We start from the raw sequence: 25,526 nt of genomic DNA, 5'->3' as shown, positions 1-25,526 counted from the left end.
ATTTCTACGGCTGTTCGTTGGAGAACCGCAATGACCGACACCCCCATGTCCCCCGCCGAATTCGAAGCCGCCCTGCGCGCCAAGGGCGCCTACTACCACATCCACCACCCCTACCACGTGGCGATGTACGAAGGCCGGGCCACCCGCGAGCAGATCCAGGGCTGGGTCGCCAACCGCTTTTACTATCAGGTGAACATCCCCCTGAAGGACGCGGCCATCCTGGCCAATTGCCCGGACCGCGAGGTCCGTCGCGAATGGATTCAACGCCTGCTCGACCATGACGGCGCCCCCGGCGAAGACGGCGGTATCGAAGCCTGGCTGCGCCTGGGCCAGGCCGTCGGTCTCGACCCGGACCAATTGCGCTCCCAGGAACTGGTGCTGCCCGGCGTGCGTTTTGCTGTCGACGCCTACGTCAACTTCGCTCGCCGCGCCCGTTGGCAGGAAGCGGCCAGCAGCTCGCTGACCGAGCTGTTCGCCCCGCAGATCCACCAATCGCGCCTGGACAGCTGGCCGCAGCACTACCCGTGGATCGACCCCACCGGCTACGCGTATTTCCGCACGCGCCTGGGCCAGGCGCGGCGCGATGTCGAGCACGGCCTGGCCATCACCCTCGAGCACTACACGACCCGGGAAGGCCAGGAACGCATGCTGGAAATTCTCCAGTTCAAACTGGACATTCTTTGGAGCATGCTCGATGCCATGAGCATGGCCTATGAGTTGAACCGCCCGCCCTACCATACGGTGACGAGTGAACGGGTCTGGCACAAAGGAATCCCCCTATGAGTTTCGATCGCAGCAAGACCCCGACCTGGCGTCCTGGCTACCGTTTCCAGTACGAACCGGCACAGAAAGGCCACGTGCTGCTGTACCCGGAAGGCATGATTAAACTCAATGAAAGCGCGGCGCTGATCGGCGGCTTGATCGATGGCGAGCGCAATGTCGCGGCGATCATCAATGAGCTCGACCAGCAGTTCCCCGGCGTGCCCGAGCTCGGTGATGACATCGAGCAATTCATGGAGGTTGCCCGTGCACAGCACTGGATCGAACTTGCCTGATTCATCCAGGCAAGTGCCGCCCAAGCCCGAGATCGGCCTGCCCCTTTGGTTGCTGGCCGAGCTGACTTATCGCTGCCCGCTGCAATGCCCGTACTGCTCCAATCCGCTGGATTTTGCCGAACAAGGCCAGGAGTTGAGTACCGAGCAGTGGATCAAGGTGTTCCGCGAGGCCCGCGAGATGGGCGCGGCGCAGTTGGGCTTTTCCGGTGGTGAGCCGTTGGTGCGCCAGGACCTCGCCGAGCTGATTGGCGAAGCGCGCCAGCTGGGGTTCTACACCAACCTGATCACCTCCGGCATCGGCCTGACCGAGCAGAAAATCAGCGATTTCAAAAAGGCCGGTCTCGATCACATCCAGATCAGTTTCCAGGCCAGCGACGAGCAGGTGAACAACCTGCTGGCGGGCTCGAAAAAAGCCTTCGCGCAAAAGCTGGAAATGGCCCGAGCCGTGAAAGCCCATGGCTACCCGATGGTGCTGAACTTCGTCACCCATCGGCACAACATCGACAAGATCGACCGCATCATCGAGCTGTGCATTGCCCTGGAGGCCGACTTCGTCGAACTCGCCACCTGCCAGTTCTACGGCTGGGCGCAACTCAACCGGGCGGGGCTGCTGCCGACCCGGGAACAGCTTGTTCGTGCGGAGCGCATCACCAACGAATACCGCGCCAAACTGGAAGCCGAAGGGCATCCCTGCAAGTTGATTTTCGTCACCCCGGACTACTACGAAGAACGCCCGAAAGCCTGCATGAACGGCTGGGGCAGTATCTTCCTGACGGTCACACCGGACGGCACCGCCCTGCCCTGTCATGGCGCCCGACAGCTGCCGGTGCAGTTTCCCAACGTGCGCGAGCACAGCATGCAGCACATCTGGTACGACTCGTTCGGCTTCAACCGCTTTCGCGGTTACGACTGGATGCCGGAGCCATGCCGCTCCTGCGACGAGAAAGAAAAGGACTTCGGCGGCTGTCGCTGCCAGGCCTTCATGCTCACGGGGGATGCGCGCAACGCCGACCCGGTGTGCAGCAAGTCGCCTCATCACGGCGTGATCCTCAAGGCCCGCGAAGAGGCCGAGCACGCGACCCAGACCATTGAACAACTGGCCTTTCGCAATGAACGAAACTCACGCCTCATCGCCAAAAGCTGAACCCTTCAGCGCCGCCAACGCCGTCGCGGCCGGCATCGATTTTGCCGAGCTGCAGGTCGGCGCCCATGGTTTGTTCTGGAACGAATACCGCCCGGAGGATGCCGCGTGTCGGATCTGGCACTGGCGTGATGGTGTGGCCAGTTGCCTGACGCCACCCCCGTTCAGTGTGCGCAGTCGAGTGTATGAATATGGCGGTGGCGCGTTTTGCCTGACCGACGACGGCGTGGTGTTCGTCAATGAGGCGGATCAGCAGCTTTATCGCCAATCACTGCAAGGCGAGACGCAAGAGGTGCTGACCTCAGGTGTGTGTCGATATGGTGATCTGCAGTTCGCCAATGGCCAGGTACTGGCGGTAGAGGAAAACCGCAATGTACACCGCCTGGTGGCGATCGACCTGGTGGATGGCGCGCGGCATTTGTTGGCCGAAGGCGCGGACTTTTACGCCGCACCGACCTTGAGTCCCGATGCGCAACGACTGGCCTGGATTGAGTGGAGTCGCCCGGATCAACCCTGGACCGCGACCCGTTTGATGGTCGCCCGACGCCAGGCCGATGGCGGCTTCGCTGCCCCTTGCTGCGTGGCCGGCGACCAGGCGCAGGAATCGCTGCAACAACCTCGTTTCGATGCTGACAGTCGCTTGTTCTGCCTGACCGATCGCGGTGGTTTCTGGCAGCCCTGGATGGAATCGGCCGATGGCCTGACACCATTGCCCAGCACCGCCGCCGACCACGGCCCGGCACCCTGGCAACTGGGTGGTTGTACCTGGTTACCGCTAAGCGAAGGTACTTATCTGGCCAGCTGGACGGAAGGCGGTTTTGGCCGATTGGGGCTTTGCGGTAATTCGTGCAAAGACTTTACCGGCGATTACAGCCGCTTCCGCCATCTTGCCGTGGATGATCATTTCATCTACTGCATTGCTGCGTCCCCCGTCAGCTCAGCGGCGGTGATCGCCATCGATCGCCAGACCCACCAAGTGAAAGTCCTCGCCGGCGGTATTGCACCGCTGCCCGCTGAGCAGATCAGTCGCCCGCAAACGCTGCACTACCCAAGCGGTTCGGGTGAAGCCTACGGTTTCTTCTACCCTGCAATGAACGGCGACGCCAAGCCGCCATTGGTGGTGTTCATCCATGGCGGCCCAACCTCGGCGTGCTACCCGATGCTCGATCCGCGCATCCAGTACTGGGCGCAACGAGGTTTTGCCGTGGCCGATCTCAACTATCGCGGCAGCAGCGGATACGGCCGGGACTATCGCCAGGCCCTGCATTTGCGCTGGGGCGAAGTCGATGTCGAAGACGCTTGCGCGGTGGTCAGCCATCTCGCCGAACGTGGCTTGATCGATGGCCAGCGAGCTTTCATTCGCGGTGGCAGCGCCGGAGGCTATACGGCGCTGTGCGCGTTGGCGTTCCACCAGGTGTTTCGTGCCGGTGCCAGTCTTTATGGGGTCAGCGACCCTGTGGCGCTGGGACGGGCGACGCACAAATTCGAGGGTGACTACCTGGACTGGCTGATCGGTGACCCACAACAGGATGCCGAACGCTACGCCGCACGCACGCCGTTATTGCATGCCAGCAACATTCGCGTGCCGGTGATCTTCTTTCAAGGTGAGCTGGATGCCGTGGTAGTACCTCAGCAAACCCGCGACATGGTCGAGGCCCTGCAGAACAACGGTATCCTGGTCGAAGCCCATTACTACGCGGACGAACGTCACGGTTTTCGCAAAGCCGGTAACCAGGCGCATGCGCTCGAGCAGGAATGGTTGTTCTATCGGCGGGTGATGGCGCTCACAAATTGAGAGCGCCACACAGGGAAAAACGCCTCACCGCTTGGCGATGATGTACACCGCATGCACGATCCCGGGAATGTAACCGCACAGCGTCAGCAGAATATTCAGCCAGAACGCTCCACCGAACCCCACTTGCAGAAATACACCCAGTGGTGGCAACAGAATGGCGATGATGATGCGGATAAAGTCCATGGACATAGCTCCTGATTGAAGTGGGCTCACGCGAGCCCATACCCTATCGACCTGTACCGTTGGTCAGGGTTCAGCCCGACTGTTCAGGCCAATGTACCCAGGCCATGTTTCTGAACGATGCAACCGCCATAAAAAAACGCCCCACGCCAAAAGAATCAGGCGTGGGGCGTGCGTTATACCGCGAGACGGTTCGGGAATTCGTGCAGGAAGCGTCCGCTCAGACGGCAATCCCTTTACGGCATTGCAGCTGTGCGGTGCGTACGCGGGAGAAGGCACGGGCCAGGCGCAGCAGCATTTCATCGATATTGGACTTGCTGACCGTCAGCGCCGGGGTAAATCGCAGGCAATCGGCTCGCGGCGCGTCCAGCAACAGCCCTTCGTACAACGCGGCCTTGACCACGGCGTCTGCCGAGTCGTCGGAAAGCGTCAACCCCCAGAGCAAACCTTGCCCGCGTAATTCGCCGTGTCCGTAACGATGGGACAAACGCTGCAGGCCTTCGCGCAGGTGCTGCGCCATTTCCCCGACATGCTCGAGAAAGCCTTTGTCCTGCACGCTATCGAGCACCGCCAGGCCGGCTGCAGTCAGCAGTGCGTTGCCATGATGGGTACCGCTCATTTCGCCGGTTTCCAGGCAGCAGGCCTTGCCCCGCGCCAGCAGCGCCGCCACCGGTACGCCACCGCCAAGCCCTTTGCCGAGCACGACGATATCGGCCCGCACACCGAAGGACTGTTCAGCCAGCAGGCTGCCACAGCGACCGACACCGGTTTGCACCTCGTCGAAGATCAGCAGGATGCCCAACTCGCGACACAGGCGCTCGACCCCCTTGAGGTAATGTGCGGTAGCCGCAATCACCCCAGCTTCACTCTGGATCGGCTCGAGCATGATCGCCACGGTCCGTTCATCCACCGCCGCATTCAGCGCCGCAAGGTCATTGAAGGGGACGCGACTGAACCCCGGAAGCTGCGGCTCGAAGCGGTTGACCAGGGTCGAACTGTCCGACGCCGAAATCGTCCCCAGGCTACGACCATGGCAAGCCTGATTGGCCACGATAATCCGCGAAGCCCCGCCGCGATGCCGTTGACCCCATTTGCGCGCCAGCTTGATCGCCGCCTCACAGGCCTCGCTGCCGCTGTTGAGCAGGTACGCCTGGTCGCTGCCGGTGATGGCACACAGGCGCTCGGCGAGCTTGAGCATGCCGCGGTTATGCAGGGCGAAACCGGGATTGATCAACGCTTGCGCCTGCGCAGTAATGGCGCTGACCAGTGCCTTGGGGCTGTGACCAAGGCTATTGGCACCGCTGCCCTGGGAGAAATCCAGATACGCACGGTCATCGCTGTCCCACAACCAGGAACCCTGGCCGCGGGCAAAAACCTGTTGGGGTCGATCGACACTGGGCATCAGGTACTCGCTGCAAAGATTGTCTGCGTTGGGGGCAGAGGAACTGTCCTCCAGCAAATCGTCGAGACTGGGCGCATGTCGGCGCAGGCTGAACAGATTCATAGGTGCAACCCTCGCAGAAGGTTTTTTGCGTTACCTATGCAAACGTCATCGAAACGAAGGGAGTTCATCGCGTTCCGGGGCCCTGTAAGCCGTGTGAATAGGGTTAGACTAGGCTCACCCAAGGCGATGAGCTATTTCGATTTCCCAGCATTTTCGATAAGAATTACTTATGGATTTCAAGCAACTGCGTTATTTCGTCGCGGTCTACGAAGAGGGCCATGTGGGCCGGGCTGCCGAGCGCCTGTCCATTTCACAGCCGGCGCTGTCTCAACAGATCCGCCACCTTGAACAAACCCTGGATGTGAGCCTGTTCGAACGCAGCAGCAAACGCCTATTGCCGACCCTTGCGGCCCATACGCTCTATAACCATGCCCTGCCCTTGCTCGATGGCCTGCAACGGGCACGTGAAGCACTGGGCAACTTCAAGGGGCATGCGCTGCGCACCCTGGCCATTGGCGTACTGCAAACCGTGCACACCAGCCTGGTGCCACAAATGCTCGAGCGGGTGCGCAAGGCGCAACCTCATCTGGTGGTGCAGATCTATGAACTGACGGGACTGGAAATCGAGCGACGCCTGCTCAATGGTTCGCTGGACATCGGCATCGGCTACTTGCCGCCTCGTCAGCCGGGTCTGCACGGAGTGCTGTTGTACGAAGACGAACTGACGCTGGTCATCCCGGCAGACCATCCATTGCGCGAATTCAAGAAAGTCTCCATGAGCCAGGCTGCCGAATTGCCGATGTTGCTGCTGGGCGAAGAGTTTCAGATACGGCAGATCTGGCAGGCGCAAATGGCCAGCCTGGGACGGCGTCCGCAAGTGCAGGCCGAGCTGAACAACATGGCCGGCATACTCGACAGCCTGCCGCACACGCGACTGGCGACGGTGCTGCCTGGACGCTCGCAGAAGACCCACGGCAACCAGCAATTGTTGTGGAAACCCCTGAGCGAGCCGCGGGTGCCGCTGAAAGTCGGGTTGGTCTGTCGCGATGTGCAACGGCAACAGGCATCGCTGGCCTTGCTGCGCACATTGCTGGAAGAGGTGATCAATCGGCCGGATGAACGCTTGAACAGCCCGCCGGCACTGGATGGCCTGAGCTGAACACTTTTCTCGAGGCAAAAGAAAACCCCGCCGAAGCGGGGCTTTGCAGACTGTTTCCCTGACATCCATTTCACTCCGCCGTCCTGGCAGAATCCTACGTGTCCGTGTTGTTGCTTTGCGCTTCCTGCGCTACGTCCATAAGCAGTAGATTAGCTGTGGATCCAATTTACGACTATGGGAGAACAGCAGCACGTCATGTAAGAGAATGCTTACATCAGGTTACAAACTCAGAATTGCCCGGCCTCCAACAGGAACAGCGATTCGCTACCGGCCTTCACCGACGCGTTCAGCGAGTGAATACGCGGTAGCAAACGGGCGAAATAGAAGCGCGCGGTGCCCAGCTTGCTGGCGTAGAAATCGTCCTGCGTTTCCTTGCCGAGAGCCGCCTTGGCCATCAAGGCCCACATGTAGGCATAGGCTACGTAGCCAAATACTTGCAGGTACTCGACCGACGCCGCGCCGATTTCATTCGGGTTGTTTTTCGCCCGGTCCAGCAGCCATGCCGTCAGCTCGTCGAGCGTCGTCACCGCATCGTTGAGCGGCTTGGTGAACTCCGCCAGGTCAGCACTGGCCGTTGCGGTGAAGTGACGAATCTCGTCGGCAAACAGATTGTAGAACGCCCCGCCGCTGCCGACGATCTTGCGTCCCACCAGGTCCAGCGCCTGGATACCGTTGGTGCCTTCGTAGATCTGGGTGATGCGCACGTCGCGCACCAATTGCTCCTGACCCCACTCACGGATGTAACCGTGGCCGCCGAATACCTGTTGGCCGTGAACCGTGGTTTCCAGGCCCAGATCGGTGAGGAACGCCTTGGCCACCGGGGTCAGCAAGGCCACCAGGTCTTCCGCGCGCTTGCGGGTGGTGGCGTCTTCGCTGAACTTGGCGGTGTCCAATTGCATGGCGACGTAGGTCGAGAAAGCGCGGCCACCTTCGTTCGCGGCTTTCATGGTCAGCAACATGCGACGCACGTCCGGGTGGACGATGATCGGGTCAGCGACTTTGTCTTTGTTCTGCGCGCCGGTTGGCGAACGGCTCTGCAGACGATCACGAGCGTACTCGACAGCGTTCTGGTAGGAGCGCTCGCCGGTGGCCAAGCCCTGGATGCCGACGCCCAGGCGCTCGTAGTTCATCATGGTGAACATTGCCGCCAGGCCCTTGTTCGGCTCGCCGACCAGGTAACCCACGGCTTCATCGAAGTTCATCACGCAGGTCGCAGAGGCCTGGATGCCCATCTTGTGTTCGATCGAGCCGCAGTTGGCCGGGTTGCGCGCACCCAGGCTGCCGTCGGCATTGACCATGAACTTGGGCACCAGGAACAGCGAAATCCCTTTAGGTCCAGCCGGCGCATCGGGCAGTTTGGCCAGCACCAGGTGGATGATGTTTTCGGTCAGGTCGTGTTCGCCGCCGGTGATGAAGATCTTGGTGCCGCTGACCTTGTAGGAACCGTCGGCCTGAGGCTCGGCCTTGGTGCGGATGATCCCCAGGTCGGTGCCGGCGTGCGGTTCGGTCAGACACATGGAACCGGCCCAGACGCCGGCGTACATGTTCGGCAGGTAGGCGGCCTTCAGTTCTTCACTGGCGTGGGCGTTGATCGACAGGCAAGCGCCGGCGGTCAGCATCGGGTACAGACCGAACGACAGGCTGGCCGAGTTGACCATTTCCTCGACCTGGGCCGAAACGGCCTTGGGCATGCCCATGCCGCCGTAGGCCGGATCTCCACCTACACCGACCCAACCACCTTCAGCGTAGGTTTGGTAAGCCTGTGGGAAACCCGCCGGCGTGGTGACAGCACCGTCCGCCCAGTGACAACCTTCCTCGTCAGCCGCACGGCTCAGGGGCGCAACGCTTTTACTGGTGACCTTGCCGGCTTCTTCGAGAATGGCTTCGACCGTTTCAGCATCAATGGAATCGGCCAATGCTGGCAGCTCGGCCCAGAGTTTGGCGACCTCGAACACCTCATTGAGGACGAAGCGCATATCGCGCAGGGGCGCTTTGTAGTCAGCCATGGCAAACCTCGCAAATCTAAACAGATGGCTCGTAGGAAAGATGCTTTTCTTTGGGTCCGAGTGTAACCCAACAACTTTTGCGACACATAGGGTCAGCACATGACTGTTTTGTAATTTTTAGTCACCGGTGAAATGTAGAGGGGAAACGCAAGAATTGTAGAAGCGAGCCTGCTCGCGATAAACCTGAGGACGCCTCGGGGCACCTGGCTTCCAACGTTATCGTTAACGACCATCGCGAGCATGCTCGCTCCTACAGAAAAGCCCATCAGAGCGCAAACAACTCCGCCGGTAACTGCATCAGGCAATCACTCCCCGCTTCGATCGCCGCCCGATGAGCGTCGGTACGCGGCAACAGGCGCTTGAAGTAAAACTCACTGGTCGCCAGTTTGGCCCGGCAGAAATCCGCGTCGCCGCTGCCAGCATCGAGCTGCGCCTGCGCCACCAACGCCATACGCAACCACAAGTAGCCGAGGATGATGTAACCGCTGTACATCAGGTAATCCACCGATGCGGCGCCGACTTCATCCGGGTTTTTCATCGCCGCCATGCCGACCTTGGTCGTCAACTCGCCCCATTGCTGATTCAGCGCATCGAGCTGCGCCACATAGTTGCCCAACTGTGGATGCGCGACGTTGGCCGCGCAAAACTTGTGGACGATTTTAGTGAAGCCGCGCAACAGCTTGCCCTGGCTGCCGAGCACTTTGCGCCCGAGCAGGTCCAACGCCTGGATGCCATTGGTGCCCTCATAGATCGGCGCGATCCGGCAGTCGCGAACCAGCTGTTCCATACCCCATTCACGAATGAATCCGTGGCCGCCGAATACCTGCATGCCATGGTTGGTCACTTCCAGCCCGGTTTCAGTCATGAAGGCTTTGCAGATCGGCGTCAGGAAGGCCAGCAGGTCTTCGGCATCCTGGCGTGCCGTTGCATCCGAGCTCCGGTGCGCCACGTCGAGCAACTGCGCAGTGAAATAAGTCAGTGCCCGATTGCCTTCGTTGAAGGCTTTCATGGTCAGCAACATCCGACGTACATCCGGATGCACGATGATAGGGTCGGCAGCTTTATCCGGGGCTTTCGGGCCTGTCAATGCGCGCATCTGCAAACGGTCGTTGGCGTACTGGATCGCGCCCTGGAAACTCGCTTCGCCCAGGCACAAACCCTGCATGCCCGTGCCCAGCCGCGCGTGGTTCATCATGGTGAACATACAGTTGAGGCCCTTGTTCGCTTCCCCGATCAAAAAGCCCTTGGCCCCGTCGAAATTCAGCACGCAGGTGGCCGAGGCCTTGATCCCCATCTTGTGCTCGATGGCGCCGCAGGAAACCCCATTGCGCTCGCCCGCTTCGCCCTCGGTATCGGGCAGGAACTTGGGCACGATAAACAGCGAAATACCCTTGGTCCCGGCCGGCGCATCCGGCAGTTTCGCCAGTACCAGATGAATGATGTTGGCGCTCATGTCGTGCTCGCCGGCGGAGATGAAAATCTTGCTGCCGGTGATCGTATAACTGCCGTCGGCTGCAGGCACGGCGCGGGTCTTGATGATGCCCAGGTCGGTGCCGCAATGGGCTTCGGTCAGGCACATGGTGCCGGTCCATTGGCCGGCGGTGAGTTTGCTCAGGTAGGTTCGTTTCTGTTCTTCAGTGCCATGGGCGTGGATCGCCGACATGGCGCCGTGGGTCAGGCCTGGGTACATGCCCCACGACGTGTTGCTCGAACCCACCATCTCGCTGATGACCAGCCCCAGCGAGCCGGGCAGACCCTGACCGCCATACGCCGGATCAGCCGCCAGGCCATGCCAGCCACCTTCGACGTATTGGGCGAAAGCCCGCTTGAAACCTGCAGGCGTCGTGACCACACCGTTGTCGAAATGGCAGCCCTCTTCGTCGCCGCTACGGTTGAGAGGCGACAGCACGTTTTCACAAAACCTGGCACCCTCTTCGAGGATCGCACTGACCATGTCCGGACTGGCCTCGGTGGCGCCGAGCGCTGCGTAGTTGCTGTGAAAATCGAAGACGTGGTCAATCAGGAAGCGCATGTCGCGCAGGGGAGCCTTGTAGGCGGGCATGGTCGTTTCTCCGGCAGTAGATGACTCAAACCTACTGCCGCCGCCCCGCCCTTCACAATGACAGTCCAGACGCTGAATGCGCCGTCATCACTCAACCGCAGCAGCGTCCATGCGCACGGCGCCACGGCGGTTCTGACCGAACGCCATCACGCAGTTGCGTCCGGCGCCCTTGGCGCTGTAAAGCGCCTGGTCGGCGGACTTGAGCACTTTCTCGGGCGTGCGTTGTTCCACCCGTTCGGCAACGCCGATGCTGACAGTCACCGACACACTCGAGGCGCTGGCGCCGGCGCGACGCTGGCGGCCCTGATTGTCATCCTGTGGACGGCTGTCCTGATTGCGCAGATGAATGTTGTAGGTGGCAATGGATTCGCGAATGACCTCCAGGTGCGGCATGCATTCTTCGAGGGTCTTGCCGGCAAACACCAGGGCGAACTCCTCTCCACCATAACGATAGGCCTTACCGCCTCCGCCGATTTTCGACAGTTTGCTGGCGACCAGTCGCAGCACCTGGTCACCGACGTCATGGCCGTGGGTATCGTTGAATTTCTTGAAGTGGTCGACGTCACTCATGGCCAACACATAGTTGCGCCCCAGGCGCTGCATGCGCTCATTCAACGCGCGGCGCCCGGGCAGGCCGGTGAGTTCGTCACGGAAGGCCATTTGATAGGCCTCATGAGCAACGGCGGCCGCGATCATCAGCATCACCTGGCTGCACATGATGTTCAGGGTGAAGGGCAGGATGAAGGTTTTCGGCAACATCCAGAACAGCCCGAGCAACCCCACCAGCTGTGCCGCATGCAGCGGTCTTGGGTGACGCCAGTACTGGTAGGCCAGCAGCGCGAACGATGCGATGAACACGGGATAGGACAGCTGGATCAGGCTCATCCAGGCGCCGTGCAAGGCAGGCCAGCGTATCTGCGAAAGCCACACCAGCAACGCCTGTGGGTAACTTTGTTCCAGTGCCAATGCAACGCTACCGACGGCCAGTAAAACGGCGAAACGGGCGACCATGTCCTGGAACAGATGTGTACGCTCCTGCCACGCGGCGAATACGCCGAACAGCAATGGCAACAGCAGGCAACACAAATGAAAGACCACGGCGGCGTCGTCTCGCACCTTGCCGTTGTCACGGTAGTAATCGGTCTGGGTGTCGAGCAGGAAGTAGGCGATGTACACCGTGACCATCAGAAACAGCTCGCGCTGGCGTCGGTAAACCGCACAGTAGGCACCGCCGAGCAACAACACCAAGGTTGGAAGCACCTGGAACAACGACGTGAAGAACACGTTCAGGTCCTTGATGTAGGCAGCCGCGAGCCCCGCCAGTAACAGCACTGACGACGGCAAAAAATGACCCACACGGACAGCGGATGAACGCGGCAAAGGTAAAGCTCCGACCCGTCATTTCGATTGATGGCAATGTGCCAACAACTGTAACGGCATCAATCTCGACTTGCTGAGTCAATTACCAAGAAATTTTTAAGACAGCGTCTGCGGCTTGCCGGGTGGTGCAGCGTTGCATCGCGAGCAGGCTCGCTCCTACAAAGAGCATCAACCAACAGGCAAAAAAAAACCGCTGCCCCCGAAGGAGCAGCGGTTTTCTTGAAGTACCGCGTTAAGGCTTAGTAGCCCAGCGCGAAGTCCTCTTCCTTCATGTCCATCAGGTTGTTGGCGCCCGACAGCATGGTTGCAACGTGAGTGCGGGTGCGCGGCAGGATACGCTGGAAGTAGAAGCGCGCCGTCTGCAGCTTGGCGGTGTAGAACGCCTCGTCAGAAGTGCCGGCAGCCAGTTTCTCGGCGGCCAGGCGTGCCATGTCAGCCCAGAAGTAGGCCAGGCAGGCGTAACCCGAGTACATCAGGTAGTCCACCGAGGCCGCGCCGACTTCTTCGCGGTCTTTCATGGCAGCCATACCGACCTTCATGGTCAGCTCGCCCCATTCCTTGTTCAATGCAGCCAGCGGTGTGACGAACTCTTTGACAGCTTCGTTGCCTTCGTTGGTCTGGCAGAACTTGTGCACGATCTTGGTGAAGCCCTTGAGGGCCTCGCCTTGAGTCATCAGCACTTTACGGCCCAGCAGGTCGAGTGCCTGGATGCCGGTGGTGCCTTCGTACAGCATCGAAATACGGCTGTCGCGAACGTTCTGCTCCATGCCCCACTCGGCGATGAAGCCATGGCCACCGTAGATTTGCACGCCGTGGTTAGCCGATTCGAAACCGACTTCGGTCATGAAGGCCTTGGCGATCGGAGTCATGAACGCCAGCAGCGCATCGGCCTTCTTCTTCTCTTCCTCGTCCACGCCGTACTTGACGATGTCGACTTGCTTGGCGGTGAAGTAGACCATCGCACGGTTGCCTTCGGCGAATGCCTTCATGGTCAACAGCATGCGACGTACATCCGGGTGCACGATGATCGGGTCAGCGGCTTTTTCCGGCGCTTTCGGGCCAGTCAGCGAGCGCATTTGCAGACGATCACGAGCGTATTTCAGGCCACCCTGGAAACCGATTTCGGCGTGGGCCAGGCCTTGCAGCGCGGTACCCAGACGTGCGGTGTTCATGAAGGTGAACATGCAGTTCAGGCCTTTGTTCGCCGGGCCGATCAGGAAACCGGTGGCCGCGTCGAAGTTCATCACGCAGGTGGCGTTACCGTGGATGCCCATCTTGTGTTCCAGGGAGCCACAGGACACGGCGTTACGCGCACCGATCGAACCATCGGCGTTTGGCAGGAACTTTGGCACGATGAACAGCGAAATGCCTTTGGTGCCAGCCGGCGCATCGGGCAGGCGGGCCAGCACGATGTGCACGATGTTGTCGGCCATGTCGTGTTCACCGGCCGAGATGAAGATCTTGGTGCCGGAGACTTTGTAGGAACCGTCGGCCTGAGGTTCAGCCTTGGTGCGCAACATGCCCAGGTCGGTGCCGCAGTGCGGTTCGGTCAGGCACATGGTGCCGGTCCATTCACCGGAAACCAGCTTGGTCAGGTATGCCTCTTGTTGCTCAGGCGTGCCGTGCTCGGAAATGGTGTTCATCGCGCCGTGGGACAGGCCCGGGTACATGCCCCACGACCAGTTGGCTTCGCCAACCATTTCGCTGACTGCCAGGCCCAGAGACTCCGGCAGGCCTTGGCCACCGTGCTCAACGTCGTGGGCCAGGCTTGGCCAGCCGCCTTCGACGAATTGCTTGTAGGCCTCTTTGAAGCCAGTCGGGGTCTTAACGCCGGACTCGCTCCAGGTGCAGCCTTCGGTGTCGCCCACGCGGTTCAGCGGAGCCAGTACCTGCTCACAAAACTTGGCGCCTTCTTCGAGAATGGCGTCAACCATGTCCGGAGTTGCGTCTGCACAAGCCGGAAGGCTCTGATAGTGCGCTTCGTAGCCGAGCAGTTCGTCACGAACGAAGCGAATATCACGCAAGGGGGCCTTGTAGTCAGGCATAGCGATAAACCTCTGCTGATGTAACCGGGAATGAGCGACCGTTGTCGAAACGATCAAACAGTTGTTTGAAACATACGTTTACGCCCAAATCTTGTCAAGCACCGATCTTTTGCCATTCGTCATCCAACCAATAAACAGCGCGCACGCGAGCCTGACGCTATTGCACGAGCAGCGCGCAGCGCGAGAAAAGAAGATGGGTACAGGAACTCACGCTGAAAGCGTACCGCCAGACGGTGCGCTTTCAGCGTGAGTTCAGGCGTAGGTGTCGATCAAGGTGCCGAGCATTTCATCGGAAGCCTTGGCGACTTTGGCGCCCAACTCCACCTGAAACCGGCCTTCGGCCATTTCGATTTCATGGCTCACGAGGTCCGACTGCCGACTACGGTCGACCGAACGCAGGCGATCGACCTGAGCCTCGGAGGACTGGCTGCTCACCGAACGCTCGATCGTCGCGTTGGCGATTTTTCCGGCGGCTTGATCAATACGGTCTTGCCCCGCCTGAACAGTGCTCAGGCCGGCATAGAAAGCGGTATTTCCCGAGATTTCCATGGAAGTGCTCGTCCTTGCAAAGAGTCATCAGTGTTCATTGAAGCAGACATACCGAGAAATCGCCCGTCAAAAACACTAATGGCACAGTGCCGCACCATAGCCAACATCTAGTCCAGGAGGTCGAGTTGCAGGTGCTCCGCGACTGCTTCGGCCGTGACCACCTTGAGCTTCGGCACCCGCCCCAGGCAGGGCGCTGGCAAGCGTTCGGCGAGGGTCGCCAGATTTTCTTCAAGGCGCGAAGTCTTCGGATCTATGATGTTCGCCACCCATCCCGCCAGCTGCAAACCGTCCCGGGCAATCGCTTCGGCCGTCAGCAACGCGTGGTTGATGCAGCCCAAGCGTACGCCGACCACCAGGATGACCGGCAGACCCAGCGCCATCGCCAGGTCCGACAGGTTGTCCTGGTCGGCCAATGGCACGCGCCAGCCTCCAGCCCCCTCGACCAGGGTGAAGTCGGCCTGCATGTCGAGTATGTGCTGCATCGGAGTCAGCAGCGATTGCACGGTTAACGCGATGCCGGCCTCACGCGCGGCCAGGTGCGGCGCAATCGCCGGCTCCAGCGCCACCGGATTGACCTGGGTGTAGGTCAAGGGCAGCGAACACTCCGCCAGTAACGCCAGCGCGTCAGCATTGCGCAGCCCCTTGGGCGTCACCGAACAACCAGAGGCCACCGGCTTGCCTGCTGCCGTGCTTAACCCGGCTGATCGCGCGGCATACAACAGACCGGCGGCGATCGTGGTTTTCCCGACATCGGTGTCCGTACCGGTGATGAAATACGCGGAGCTCATAAGGGTTTCTCCAAAACGGCGTACACCACTTGATAAGTCGCCGGCAGGCCTTGGGCCTGACGAAACTGCTCGTAAGCCTCGACCAGGCCGAGAATCCGCGCCCGACCGGTCAAGCCGCCCGGACGCCCAGGGTTGAGGTTGTGCGCCCCCAAGGCCTTGAGCTCATGGGTCAGGCTGCGCACGTCCGGGTAATGCAGCACATGTGCCTGGTTTTCCAGGCTGATTGCGCGCAAGCCGCTGGCCGCACACAGCTGTTGATAAACGTTGAACTCGCGGAAGCGGTTGACGTGCACCATGCCATCCACCTGACGCCAGCTGTCACGCAACTCGAACAACGTGCCTACACAGAGACTAGCAAATGCAAAGACACCGCCCGGCTTGAGCACCCGATGCGCTTCGCTGAGCACCGACGCGAAGTCCGCGCACCACTGCACGGCCAGGCTGGAGAAAATCAGGTCGCACGTCGCATCGCGCAATGGCATCCGCTCGGCGTCGCCGGCGATGAAGTGCGCGGCGCCGCCCAACGGTCGGGCGTGATTGAGCATGCCTTCGGCGATGTCCAGCGCCACGCCCTGGCCGTCGGGAAACCGCTCGCCCAGCGCACGACTGAAATAGCCGGTGCCGCACCCGAGATCGAGCCAGCGCCGGGGTACGAACGCCTGCGGTAAACGGTGCAACAACTGGCCACCGACATCACGTTGCAACTCGGCCACGCTGTCGTAGCTTGCCGCGGCACGGGAAAACGACGCGGCTACCTGGCGCTTGTCGGGCAAACCACCGGGCAACTTGGGAAAGGATAAATCAGTCATCGCCGCACTCATGCAAAAAGGCCTGGATCGCCCCCGCGACACCGTGGGGATTTTCCAGGAGAAACGCGTGGCCGGCCTGTTCGATCAGACCGATTTCGACATCGGGTAGCAACGCCAGCAAGGCCTCGGCGGCTTCGGCCGGCACCAGCCCGTCGAGGCCGGCAAACAGATGCAATTGCGGACCGCGGAATGTCTGCAGGGCTTGGCGAGTGTCCATCTGCGCGAGCAATTCCAGGCCACTCAATAGCACTGCCGCCGTTGAGTGCGGCGCCCCTGCGAGCAACAGGCGAGACAAGCCGCGCGGGTCTTCGGCACCTTGGGCGCAGAGCAATGAAAAACGCTTCAAGGTCATGCGCGGATCGGCAGCGCAGCCTGCCAGAAAGGCATCGAACGTTTCGCCAGGCATTGCGTTTGGCCATTGGTCGTGGCTGACAAAAGAAGGATTGCTCGCCAAGGTCAGCAGACCACAGCAACGGTCGCCACGGCGCGCCGCCAACTCGGACGCGAGCATGCCACCCAGTGACCAGCCGCCGAGCCAGGCGTCCTGCGGCACGCTGGCGTCGAGTTCATCGAGCCAATGTTCAAGATTGCTCGAATCCAGCTCGGGCAGCGGCTCGATTTCGACCCGCATGTGTTCGTCCAGGCCCTGCAGGGCAGCGCCCAATGGTTGCAGCGGCGAAATTCCGAGGCCCCAACCGGGCAACAGAATCAATCGATCACGCATGGCCAGGCTCCGCTCCCAGTCGTTGATAACAATCGGCCAGTCCCTCCAACAATAGCTGCACTTGCGCCTCGCTATGGGCGGCAGTCAGGGTTACGCGCAGTCGGGCACTGCCGGCCGGCACGGTTGGCGGACGGATCGCACTCACCATCAAGCCGCGTTCGCGCAGCATCTGCGACAAGCGCACCGCGCGCCCGGCGTCACCAATCATGATCGGCTGGATCGGCGTGAAACTGTCCATCAGCTCCAGGCCGATTTGCTCGGCGCCCTGCCGGAACTGGCGGATCAGCGTCTGCAAATGCTCGCGGCGCCAATGCTCGCTGCGCAGCAGTTCCAGGCTTTTGAGGGTCGCACAGGCCAGGGCCGGTGGTTGGCTGGTGGTGTAAATGTAGGGGCGAGCGAACTGGATCAGGCTCTCGATCAACTCTTCGCTGCCGGCTACGAAAGCCCCCGCCGTTCCGAACGCCTTGCCGAGCGTGCCGACCAGTACCGGCACGTCGTCCTGGCTCAGGCCGAAATGTTCGACGCTCCCGCCGCCATTGGCGCCCAGCGGGCCGAAACCGTGCGCATCATCGACCATCAGCCATGCACCTTTGGCCTTGGCTTCTCGCGCCAGCGCTGGCAGATCGGCGATGTCACCGTCCATGCTGAAGACGCCGTCAGTCACGACCAGCGTATTGCCGGTGGCTTTCTCAAGACGATTGGCCAGACTCGCCGCATCGTTGTGCAAGTAGCGATTGAAACGTGCCCCTGACAAGAGGCCCGCATCGAGCAACGAAGCATGGTTGAGCCGGTCTTCGAGCACCGTATCGCCCTGCCCCACCAACGCCGTGACCGCCCCGAGATTGGCCATGTAGCCCGTGGTGAACAGCAGGGCGCGCGGACGACCGGTGAGGTCGGCCAAGGCTTCTTCCAAGGCATGATGCGGGCCGCTGTGGCCGATGACCAGATGCGACGCCCCACCCCCCACGCCCCACTTGGCAGCCCCTGCGCGCCAGGCTTCGATCACTTGGGGGTGACTGGCCAGGCCCAGGTAGTCGTTGTTGCAGAACGCCAGCAATGGCTGACCGTCGACCACCACTTGCGGCCCTTGCGGGCTTTCGAGCAACGGACGTTGGCGGTAGAGGTTTTCGGCACGACGGGCAGCCAGGCGTGCGGCGAGATCGAAAGACATGCAGGCCTCGACTATCAAATGACACATCTCCACTGTGGGAGCGAGCCTGCTCGCGAAGAGGCCTTCACATTCAACATAAGTGTCGACTGTTACATAGCTTTCGCGAGCAGGCTCGCTCCCACAGGGTTTTGCCTTCCTTCAGAAGGATCAAACAGCCGCGTTATAGAACTGCTCGCTGCTCTTTTGCTCCACCAGCGCCTGTTCAATGGCGGCCTGGTGCACTTCGTCGGCGTGCTCTTCGCGGGCTTCCGGCAAAATCCCCAAGCGCCCGAACAGTTGCATGTCCTTGTCGGCCTGCGGGTTGGCGGTGGTCAGCAGTTTTTCGCCGTAGAAAATCGAGTTGGCGCCGGCAAAGAACGCCAGGGCCTGCATCTGCTCGTTCATGGCTTCGCGGCCAGCGGACAGGCGCACGTGGGATTTAGGCATGAGGATCCGCGCGACGGCGAGCATGCGGATGAAGTCGAACGGGTCGACGTCGTCGGCATTCTCCAGGGGCGTGCCGGCGACTTTCACCAACATGTTGATCGGCACCGACTCCGGGTGCTCCGGCAGGTTGGCCAGCTGGATCAGCAGGTTGGCACGGTCATCGAGGGACTCGCCCATGCCAAGGATGCCACCGGAGCAGATCTTCATCCCCGATTCACGGACGTAGGCCAAGGTTTGCAGGCGCTCGCTGTAAGTGCGGGTGGTGATGATGCTGCCGTAGAACTCAGGCGAGGTGTCGAGGTTGTGGTTGTAGTAGTCAAGGCCAGCCTTGGCCAGCGCTTCGGTCTGGTCTTGATCGAGGCGACCGAGGGTCATGCAGGTTTCCAGGCCAAGGGCCTTGACGCCTTCGACCATCTTCAGCACATACGGCATGTCTTTGGCCGACGGGTGCTTCCACGCCGCGCCCATGCAGAAACGGGTCGACCCGATGGCCTTGGCCCGCGCGGCCTCTTCGAGGACCTTCTGCACTTCCATCAGCTTTTCTTTTTCCAGGCCGGTGTTGTAGTGACCCGACTGCGGACAATATTTGCAATCTTCCGGGCAAGCACCGGTCTTGATCGACAGCAAGGTCGATACCTGGACGCGGTTAGCGTCGAAATGCGCGCGGTGCACCGTCTGCGCCTGGAACAACAGGTCATTGAATGGCTGAACGAAGAGTGCTTTGACTTCGGCCAAAGACCAGTCATGACGCAAAGTTGCAGAGGTGCTGGCGCTCATGGGCGTTTCCTTTGTTTTATGCTTTGGCAGGCGACCGGGAAATGGAATTTCCACCGGCGCATCACAGGTGTTTCGGCATATTTAAGGAAGAGTCATGCGCTGTCAACCACGATACGATAGGCCGGTTTACATCTGGTTAAAAAATAACCACCACTGTTTACTGTGTGATGAAGTAGCCGATGGCACCACGCCCGTTTGCATGGCTTGCGAAACCGAGTTGCCATGGCTCGGCGATCATTGCCAGCGCTGCGCAGTGCCCTTGCCCGCTGCGGGCATGACGTGCGGCCAATGCCTCATGCAGCCACCGGCCTTCGAGCGAGTGGTCGCGCCCTGGACTTACAACTTCCCGATCGACAGCCTGATTACTCGCTTCAAGCACAGCGCGAAATGGCCGTATGGCCATCTGCTCGGCGACCTTCTCGCTCAATCACTGCAACATCGCTTCAACGATGACCTGCCGCGTCCCGATGTGCTGGTACCCGTGCCGATGTCTACCCGGCGCCTGCGCCAACGCGGCTTCAATCAGGCTGCCATGCTGGCGCGCTGGCTCAGCGAACGCCTCGACGTGCCTATTGATGAACGATTGCTATTGAGGCCTCAAGACACCAACGCCCAGCAAGACCTGAACGCCGAGGCACGCAAACGCAACCTGCACCACGCCTTCGCCATGGCAAGCGACGCATCAGTGAAGGGTCGCCACCTGGCGCTGGTGGACGACGTTCTGACCACCGGTGCCACGGCGCAGGCACTGACCCTGCTGCTGCTGGACGCAGGCGCCATACGGGTCGACGTCTATTGCCTGGCGCGCACACCCAAACCTGGCGAGTCGCCGTGACTTGACTCCCGGGTCCCGAGCCGCCAACGTCCTCACCACCGTCATAGCCAAAGCGTCTTGCCATGTCCTTGCCTACGTTGTTGTCCCAGCACATTGTCCGTCGCCCGCAACGCATTGCCTTGCTGCAACACATCGCCGAGCAGGGATCGATCACCCGCGCGGCGAAAAGCGCGGGCCTGAGCTACAAGGCCGCTTGGGATGCTATCGATGAGCTGAACAACCTGGCGCAGAAACCGCTGGTGGAACGCAGTGTCGGCGGCAAAGGAGGGGGTGGCGCCAAACTGTCAGCTGAAGGCGAGCGTGTGCTGCGCCTCTATCAAAAGCTGCAGGCGCTGCAAGCCCAGGTACTGGAAGCCGCTGAAGACGCAAGCGACCTTGACCTGCTCGGTCGCCTGATGCTCAGGACCAGCGCACGCAACCAGTTGCATGGAAAAGTCGCGGCCATTGAAACCCAGGGCCATAACGATCGGGTTCGCCTTGAGCTGCCCGAAGGCCTGAGTATCGCGGCGCAGATCACCCACGACAGTACCGTGCGCCTGGACCTGCAAACCGGCACTGAAGTTGTCGCCCTGATCAAGGCCGGTTGGCTCGATCTGCTGGGCGGCCGCGACGAGGCAACACCCGGTCACAATTGCCTCGAAGGTGTCATCGAGGAAATCCTCGACGCCGAAGACGGCCCCTGCGAAGTGCGAATCGGCCTGCCTAATGGTCAGACTCTCTGCGCGCTGGCCGAGCCCCGGCATTTGCAATCACGCAAGCTGACCCGCGGAACATCGGTACGCGCGCAGTTCTCTCCCTCCAATGTATTGCTCGGCACTCCGTTGTAGGAGCTGCCGCAGGCTGCGATCTTTTGACTTTGCTTTTCAAGATCAAGATCAAGATCAAAAGATCGCAGCCTGCGGCAGCTCCTACTGCAACAAAAGCTTCATCACCCACCATTAAGGTGACTGCAAAATTCGCAGGGAGCCTGATGTGAGCCTATTAGAAGAAAACCAGTCCACCGACCTCGAACAGATGGTCGGCCTCAGCCGTCGTGGCTTTATCAGCGCAGGCGCCTTGTGCGGTGCCGCCATGTTCCTCGGCGGCAACCTGCTGAGCCGCAGTGTACTGGCCGCCAGCGTCAGCGCCGGCACCAGCCAGTTGCTGGGTTTCGAAAGCATTCCCGCCGCGACTGCCGACGCGATCAGCTTGCCCCCCGGCTACAAATCTTCGGTACTGATCAGTTGGGGTCAGCCCCTGCAGAAAAACGGCCCGGCGTTCGACATGAGTGGCAACGGCACCGCCGAGCATCAGGAAGTCCAGTTCGGCGACAACAACGATGGCATGAGCCTGTTTGCCTTCCCGGATGACAACAATCGGGCGCTGATGGCGATCAACAACGAATACACCAATTACCGCTACCTCTACCCCCACGCGGGCATGCCGCAATCGGCGCAGGAAGTGCATAAGGCCCTGGCTTGCGAAGGCGTGTCGGTAATCGAAGTACAGCGTGAGAATGGTCATTGGCAGTTTGTGCAGGGCTCGCGCTATAACCGGCGCATTCACGGTAACTCGCCGATCCATCTGAGCGGCCCGGCCGCCGGTCACGAACTGTTGAAAACCCGTGCAGATGCACAAGGTAGAACGGTCCTCGGCACGTTCCAGAACTGCGCCAACGGCAAGACGCCATGGGGCACCTACCTGACCTGCGAAGAGAACTTTACCGACTGCTTTGGCAGCAGCGATGCCGAACAGAAATTCGATGCCGCACAGAAACGCTATGGCGTGGTGGCAACCAGCAAAGACATCAATTGGCATCAACACGACTCGCGCTTCGACATGGCGCACAATCCCAACGAGCTCAACCGTCATGGCTGGGTCGTCGAGATCGACCCGTTCGACCCGCAGTCGACCCCGGTCAAGCGCACTGCACTGGGCCGCTTCAAACATGAAAACGGCGCCCTGGCTGAAACCACAGACGGCCGCGCCGTGGTTTACATGGGCGACGATGAGCGCGGCGAATTCATCTATAAGTTCGTCAGCCGCGACAAGATCAATCACCAGAATCCCAAGGCCAACCGCGACCTGCTGGACCACGGCACCTTGTACGTGGCACGTTTCGACGCGGGCGACGGCAATGCCGATCACCCCAAGGGCCAAGGGCAATGGATCGAACTGACCCATGGCAAGAACGGCATCGACGTCAGCAGCGGTTTTGCCGACCAGGGCCAAGTGCTGATTCACGCGCGCCTGGCAGCCAGCGTGGTGAAGGCGACGCGCATGGACCGCCCGGAATGGATTGTCGTCAGCCCCAAGGACGGTCAGGTTTACTGCACCCTGACCAACAACGCCAAGCGTGGCGAAGACGGGCAACCGGTAGGCGGGCCGAACCCGCGTGAGAAGAACGTCTACGGGCAGATCCTGCGCTGGCGCACCGACCGCGACGACCACGCCTCGAACACCTTTGCCTGGGACCTGTTCGTGGTCGCCGGCAACCCGCAAGTGCACGCCGGTACGCCGAAGGGCGGTTCGTCGAACATCACCCCGCAGAACATGTTCAACAGTCCGGATGGCTTGGCGTTCGATAACGCTGGGCGGCTGTGGATTCAAACCGACGGCGATTCGAGTAATGCCGGTGACTTCGCCGGCATGGGCAACAATCAGATGCTCTGCGCCGACCCGACGACCGGCGAGATCCGTCGGTTCATGGTCGGGCCGATTGGTTGTGAGGTAACGGGGATCAGCTTTTCGCCGGACCAGAAGACCTTGTTCGTCGGCATTCAGCACCCGGGGGAGAACGGCGGTTCGACCTTCCCTGAGCACTTGCCGAATGGAAAGCCGCGGTCTTCGGTGATTGCCATTTCGCGTGAAGACGGAGGGGTCGTCGGCGCCTGATCGGCCCTCATCGCGGGCAAGCCCGCTCCCACAGGTTTAGTGAACGACACAAATCACTGTGGGAGCGGGCTTGCCCGCGATGGCGTCAGTCCAGACAACACACATCTCAACCCACCCCCTAAAGCAGCCCCGTCTGCGCTACCATGCCTGGCCGGACGCAGCAGCCTGCTGCGCGCAGGAGTCAGCATGGCCCACCCGTTTGAAACGCTCACCCCAGACCTCGTGCTCGATGCCGTCGAAAGCATCGGCTTTCTCAGCGATGCCCGCATTCTGGCGCTCAACAGCTACGAAAACCGTGTCTACCAGGTTGGTATCGAAGACGCCGAACCGTTGATCGCCAAGTTCTATCGCCCGCAGCGCTGGACCAACGAAGCGATTCTGGAAGAACACCAGTTCACGTTCGAGCTCGCCGAGGTCGAGGTACCGGTCGTCGCGCCGCTGATCCACAACGGTGAAACCCTGCACGAGCACAACGGCTTCCGTTTCACCCTGTTCCCCCGCCGCGGCGGACGCGCGCCGGAACCTGGCAATCTCGATCAGCTGTATCGCCTGGGTCAACTGCTCGGCCGACTGCATGCAGTGGGCTCGACCAAACCGTTTGAGCACCGTGAGGCGCTGGCGGTGAAAAACTTTGGCCATGATTCGCTGACGACTTTGCTCGAAGGCAACTTCATTCCCCGCAGCCTGCTGCCGGCCTACGAGTCCGTGGCCCGCGATCTGCTCAAGCGTGTGGAGGATGTCTACAGCAATACGCCGCACCAGAACATCCGCATGCACGGCGATTGCCACCCCGGCAACATGATGTGCCGTGATGAGATGTTCCACATCGTCGACCTCGACGACTGCCGCATGGGCCCGGCGGTACAGGACATCTGGATGATGCTGGCCGGCGATCGCCAGGAATGCCTGGGCCAGTTGTCGGAATTGATGGATGGCTACAACGAATTCCACGATTTCAATCCCCGGGAACTGGCGCTGATCGAACCCCTTCGCGCGCTGCGCCTGATGCACTACAGCGCCTGGCTCGCCCGTCGCTGGGACGACCCGGCATTCCCGCGCAGCTTTCCGTGGTTCGGCACGGAACGCTATTGGGGCGACCAGGTGTTGGCATTGCGCGAGCAGCTCGCGGCGCTGAATGAAGAACCGCTGAAGCTTTTTTAATCCGGGATCAAAAGATCGCAGCCTGCGGCAGCTCCTACGGGTGTACACCATTCCCTGTAGGAGCTGCCGCAGGCTGCGATCTTTTGCTTTCAGAAGCGACACATCTATACAACCGCCCTACAATCCCTCCTTTGTTAGCTGCCTAAGCAAGGATTCTGCATGCAAGCCGCCAACCTGCGTCGCGGGTACATTCTGGGCCTGAGTGCCTACATCATCTGGGGACTTTTCCCGCTCTACTTCAAGGCCATTGCCAACGTGCCCGCCGTGGAGATCATCATTCACCGCGTGCTGTGGTCGGCGTTGTTCGGCGCCTTGTTGCTGATGGTCTGGAAACATCCGGGCTGGTGGCGCGAGCTACGGGAGAACCCACGTCGGCTGGCGATCCTGGCCTTGAGCGGTACGCTGATCGCCGCCAACTGGCTGACGTATGTGTGGTCGGTGAACAACGGGCGCATGTTGGAGGCCAGCCTCGGTTACTACATCAACCCCTTGGTGAACGTGCTGCTGGGGATGCTGATCCTCGGTGAGCGGCTGCGACGCATGCAATGGATTGCCGTGGGGCTGGCGGCGGTTGGCGTGGCGCAACAAGTATGGCAAGTGGGCAGCCTGCCTTGGGTGTCGCTGGTGCTGGCATTGACCTTCGGTTTCTACGGGTTGATTCGCAAGCAGGCGCCGGTCAAGGCGCTCCCGGGATTGGTGGTCGAAACCTGGATGTTGGTGCCGATAGCGCTGGCCTGGTTACTGCTCAATCCAACCGCCAGCAGCGCCCAGGCTGAATTCTGGACCACCTCCGAAGCCTGGTGGCTGGTGGCTGCCGGTCCGGTAACGCTGGTGCCGCTGGTCTGCTTCAACGCTGCCGCGCGGCATTTGCCCTACACGACCCTGGGATTCCTGCAATACCTGGCACCGACCCTGGTGCTGCTGCAGGCCGTCCTGCTGTTTGATGAGCACCTATCGTCGAGTACGCTGGTTGCGTTCATCTTCATCTGGGCAGGCCTGGCGGTTTACAGCGTCGATGCCTGGTTCAGCCTGCGCCGCCGCAGCTGATCAAAAAATACACAACTCTCTACAGGCCACGTTATCCGTGGCCTGCATAGATCCTTCCCAAGGTTATCCACAGCGTGATCCCCGCCGTTTGTGCGCAA

At 60.8% G+C, this 25,526-nt stretch carries 22 protein-coding genes; 10 read left to right on the top strand and 12 right to left on the bottom strand.

The genetic code is table 11. The features are described from left to right. Positions 1-30: 30 nt before the first annotated feature. Genes pqqC through PSUM_RS19470 form a run of 4 tightly spaced genes read left to right on the top strand, consistent with a single transcriptional unit; the run spans position 31 to position 3,991 of the window. Positions 31-783: a pyrroloquinoline-quinone synthase PqqC gene (gene pqqC / locus PSUM_RS19485; protein WP_033043061.1), complete on the top strand. Its 753-nt coding sequence runs from the start codon at positions 31-33 to the stop codon at positions 781-783. Continuing rightward, complete coding sequence (gene pqqD / locus PSUM_RS19480) at positions 780-1,055, top strand: pyrroloquinoline quinone biosynthesis peptide chaperone PqqD (RefSeq protein ID WP_020796019.1); 276 nt, start codon at positions 780-782, stop codon at positions 1,053-1,055. The genes pqqC and pqqD overlap by 4 nt, the downstream gene beginning before the upstream one ends. After that, a complete protein-coding gene (gene pqqE, locus PSUM_RS19475) occupies positions 1,027-2,199 on the top strand; it encodes a pyrroloquinoline quinone biosynthesis protein PqqE (protein WP_020796020.1) in 1,173 nt (390 codons plus the stop codon). The genes pqqD and pqqE overlap by 29 nt, the downstream gene beginning before the upstream one ends. Next, positions 2,165-3,991, top strand: a complete 1,827-nt coding sequence (locus tag PSUM_RS19470; RefSeq protein ID WP_083349827.1) for a S9 family peptidase — start codon at positions 2,165-2,167, stop codon at positions 3,989-3,991. The genes pqqE and PSUM_RS19470 overlap by 35 nt, the downstream gene beginning before the upstream one ends. A 24-nt stretch (positions 3,992-4,015) precedes the next feature. Here the strand turns inward: PSUM_RS19470 and PSUM_RS19465 are convergent, their stop codons facing one another. After that, positions 4,016-4,174: a YqaE/Pmp3 family membrane protein gene (locus tag PSUM_RS19465; RefSeq protein ID WP_003228885.1), complete on the bottom strand. Its 159-nt coding sequence runs from the start codon at positions 4,172-4,174 to the stop codon at positions 4,016-4,018. Positions 4,175-4,391: 217 nt separating this feature from the next. Next, complete coding sequence (locus PSUM_RS19460; protein WP_083349828.1) at positions 4,392-5,675, bottom strand: aspartate aminotransferase family protein; 1,284 nt, start codon at positions 5,673-5,675, stop codon at positions 4,392-4,394. A 169-nt stretch (positions 5,676-5,844) separates the two neighbouring features. Here PSUM_RS19460 and PSUM_RS19455 point away from each other — a divergent pair, with 169 nt between their 5' ends. Further along, complete coding sequence (locus PSUM_RS19455) at positions 5,845-6,774, top strand: LysR family transcriptional regulator (protein ID WP_020796023.1); 930 nt, start codon at positions 5,845-5,847, stop codon at positions 6,772-6,774. Positions 6,775-7,001: 227 nt separating this feature from the next. Here the strand turns inward: PSUM_RS19455 and PSUM_RS19450 are convergent, their stop codons facing one another. The 10 genes from PSUM_RS19450 to bioB form a co-directional block, all read right to left on the bottom strand. Then, positions 7,002-8,780 carry an acyl-CoA dehydrogenase C-terminal domain-containing protein gene (locus tag PSUM_RS19450; protein ID WP_033044806.1) on the bottom strand — a complete coding sequence of 593 codons (1,779 nt, stop codon included), beginning with the start codon at positions 8,778-8,780 and terminating at the stop codon, positions 7,002-7,004. Between the two features lie 265 nt (positions 8,781-9,045). Next, positions 9,046-10,842, bottom strand: coding sequence for an acyl-CoA dehydrogenase C-terminal domain-containing protein (locus PSUM_RS19445; RefSeq protein ID WP_083349829.1), 1,797 nt, complete (start codon positions 10,840-10,842; stop codon positions 9,046-9,048). Positions 10,843-10,929: 87 nt separating this feature from the next. Next, positions 10,930-12,222, bottom strand: a complete 1,293-nt coding sequence (locus tag PSUM_RS19440) for a GGDEF domain-containing protein (protein WP_042955245.1) — start codon at positions 12,220-12,222, stop codon at positions 10,930-10,932. A gap of 239 nt (positions 12,223-12,461) precedes the next feature. Then, positions 12,462-14,267, bottom strand: coding sequence for a phenylacyl-CoA dehydrogenase (locus PSUM_RS19435; protein ID WP_020796028.1), 1,806 nt, complete (start codon positions 14,265-14,267; stop codon positions 12,462-12,464). Between the two features lie 252 nt (positions 14,268-14,519). Next, positions 14,520-14,816: a hypothetical protein gene (locus PSUM_RS19430; protein WP_020796029.1), complete on the bottom strand. Its 297-nt coding sequence runs from the start codon at positions 14,814-14,816 to the stop codon at positions 14,520-14,522. A gap of 107 nt (positions 14,817-14,923) precedes the next feature. After that, a complete protein-coding gene (gene bioD, locus PSUM_RS19425) occupies positions 14,924-15,604 on the bottom strand; it encodes a dethiobiotin synthase (protein WP_020796030.1) in 681 nt (226 codons plus the stop codon). After that, positions 15,601-16,413, bottom strand: a complete 813-nt coding sequence (gene bioC, locus PSUM_RS19420) for a malonyl-ACP O-methyltransferase BioC (RefSeq protein WP_020796031.1) — start codon at positions 16,411-16,413, stop codon at positions 15,601-15,603. Before bioC ends, bioD begins: the two co-directional genes overlap by 4 nt. Next, the gene (locus PSUM_RS19415) at positions 16,406-17,137 is read right to left on the bottom strand and encodes an alpha/beta fold hydrolase (RefSeq protein WP_020796032.1); all 732 of its coding nucleotides are present in this window, start codon (positions 17,135-17,137) and stop codon (positions 16,406-16,408) included. The genes bioC and PSUM_RS19415 overlap by 8 nt, the downstream gene beginning before the upstream one ends. Beyond that, a complete protein-coding gene (gene bioF / locus PSUM_RS19410) occupies positions 17,130-18,308 on the bottom strand; it encodes an 8-amino-7-oxononanoate synthase (RefSeq protein ID WP_033043280.1) in 1,179 nt (392 codons plus the stop codon). Before bioF ends, PSUM_RS19415 begins: the two co-directional genes overlap by 8 nt. Positions 18,309-18,455: 147 nt before the next feature. Further along, positions 18,456-19,511 (bottom strand): biotin synthase BioB, encoded by a 1,056-nt coding sequence (bioB, locus tag PSUM_RS19405; protein WP_020796035.1) that lies wholly within the window; start codon positions 19,509-19,511, stop codon positions 18,456-18,458. Positions 19,512-19,605: 94 nt separating this feature from the next. Between bioB and PSUM_RS19400 the strand changes: the two genes are divergently transcribed. From PSUM_RS19400 to rarD, 5 genes are all read left to right on the top strand, one after another. Continuing rightward, positions 19,606-20,346 (top strand): ComFC family protein, encoded by a 741-nt coding sequence (locus PSUM_RS19400; RefSeq protein ID WP_020796036.1) that lies wholly within the window; start codon positions 19,606-19,608, stop codon positions 20,344-20,346. 62 nt (positions 20,347-20,408) lie between these two features. Further along, positions 20,409-21,173 (top strand): TOBE domain-containing protein, encoded by a 765-nt coding sequence (locus tag PSUM_RS19395; RefSeq protein ID WP_083349830.1) that lies wholly within the window; start codon positions 20,409-20,411, stop codon positions 21,171-21,173. 145 nt (positions 21,174-21,318) lie between these two features. After that, a complete protein-coding gene (locus PSUM_RS19390; protein ID WP_083349831.1) occupies positions 21,319-23,220 on the top strand; it encodes a PhoX family protein in 1,902 nt (633 codons plus the stop codon). 186 nt (positions 23,221-23,406) lie between these two features. After that, positions 23,407-24,381 carry a serine/threonine protein kinase gene (locus PSUM_RS19385; RefSeq protein WP_020796039.1) on the top strand — a complete coding sequence of 325 codons (975 nt, stop codon included), beginning with the start codon at positions 23,407-23,409 and terminating at the stop codon, positions 24,379-24,381. A 159-nt stretch (positions 24,382-24,540) separates the two neighbouring features. After that, positions 24,541-25,428, top strand: coding sequence for an EamA family transporter RarD (rarD, locus tag PSUM_RS19380; RefSeq protein WP_083349832.1), 888 nt, complete (start codon positions 24,541-24,543; stop codon positions 25,426-25,428). The last annotated feature ends 98 nt before the right edge of the window (positions 25,429-25,526 follow it).

Origin of the sequence: Pseudomonas umsongensis, from assembly GCF_002236105.1 — a bacterium.
Taxonomy (GTDB): domain Bacteria; phylum Pseudomonadota; class Gammaproteobacteria; order Pseudomonadales; family Pseudomonadaceae; genus Aquipseudomonas; species Aquipseudomonas umsongensis.
Note: the sequence above shows the minus strand (reverse complement) of the source record. Positions and strands in the feature narration are given on the sequence as shown.

Coding starts and splice junctions, on each gene's coding strand:
- pqqC (WP_033043061.1), top strand. CDS start 31: ATGACCGACACCCCCATGTCCCCCGCCGAATTCGAAGCCGCCCTGCGC.
- pqqD (WP_020796019.1), top strand. CDS start 780: ATGAGTTTCGATCGCAGCAAGACCCCGACCTGGCGTCCTGGCTACCGT.
- PSUM_RS19470 (WP_083349827.1), top strand. CDS start 2,165: ATGAACGAAACTCACGCCTCATCGCCAAAAGCTGAACCCTTCAGCGCC.
- PSUM_RS19465 (WP_003228885.1), bottom strand. CDS start 4,174: ATGGACTTTATCCGCATCATCATCGCCATTCTGTTGCCACCACTGGGT.
- PSUM_RS19460 (WP_083349828.1), bottom strand. CDS start 5,675: ATGAATCTGTTCAGCCTGCGCCGACATGCGCCCAGTCTCGACGATTTG.
- PSUM_RS19455 (WP_020796023.1), top strand. CDS start 5,845: ATGGATTTCAAGCAACTGCGTTATTTCGTCGCGGTCTACGAAGAGGGC.
- PSUM_RS19450 (WP_033044806.1), bottom strand. CDS start 8,780: ATGGCTGACTACAAAGCGCCCCTGCGCGATATGCGCTTCGTCCTCAAT.
- PSUM_RS19445 (WP_083349829.1), bottom strand. CDS start 10,842: ATGCCCGCCTACAAGGCTCCCCTGCGCGACATGCGCTTCCTGATTGAC.
- PSUM_RS19435 (WP_020796028.1), bottom strand. CDS start 14,267: ATGCCTGACTACAAGGCCCCCTTGCGTGATATTCGCTTCGTTCGTGAC.
- PSUM_RS19430 (WP_020796029.1), bottom strand. CDS start 14,816: ATGGAAATCTCGGGAAATACCGCTTTCTATGCCGGCCTGAGCACTGTT.
- bioD (WP_020796030.1), bottom strand. CDS start 15,604: ATGAGCTCCGCGTATTTCATCACCGGTACGGACACCGATGTCGGGAAA.
- bioC (WP_020796031.1), bottom strand. CDS start 16,413: ATGACTGATTTATCCTTTCCCAAGTTGCCCGGTGGTTTGCCCGACAAG.
- PSUM_RS19415 (WP_020796032.1), bottom strand. CDS start 17,137: ATGCGTGATCGATTGATTCTGTTGCCCGGTTGGGGCCTCGGAATTTCG.
- bioF (WP_033043280.1), bottom strand. CDS start 18,308: ATGTCTTTCGATCTCGCCGCACGCCTGGCTGCCCGTCGTGCCGAAAAC.
- bioB (WP_020796035.1), bottom strand. CDS start 19,511: ATGAGCGCCAGCACCTCTGCAACTTTGCGTCATGACTGGTCTTTGGCC.
- PSUM_RS19400 (WP_020796036.1), top strand. CDS start 19,606: ATGCGCTGTCAACCACGATACGATAGGCCGGTTTACATCTGGTTAAAA.
- PSUM_RS19395 (WP_083349830.1), top strand. CDS start 20,409: ATGTCCTTGCCTACGTTGTTGTCCCAGCACATTGTCCGTCGCCCGCAA.
- PSUM_RS19385 (WP_020796039.1), top strand. CDS start 23,407: ATGGCCCACCCGTTTGAAACGCTCACCCCAGACCTCGTGCTCGATGCC.
- rarD (WP_083349832.1), top strand. CDS start 24,541: ATGCAAGCCGCCAACCTGCGTCGCGGGTACATTCTGGGCCTGAGTGCC.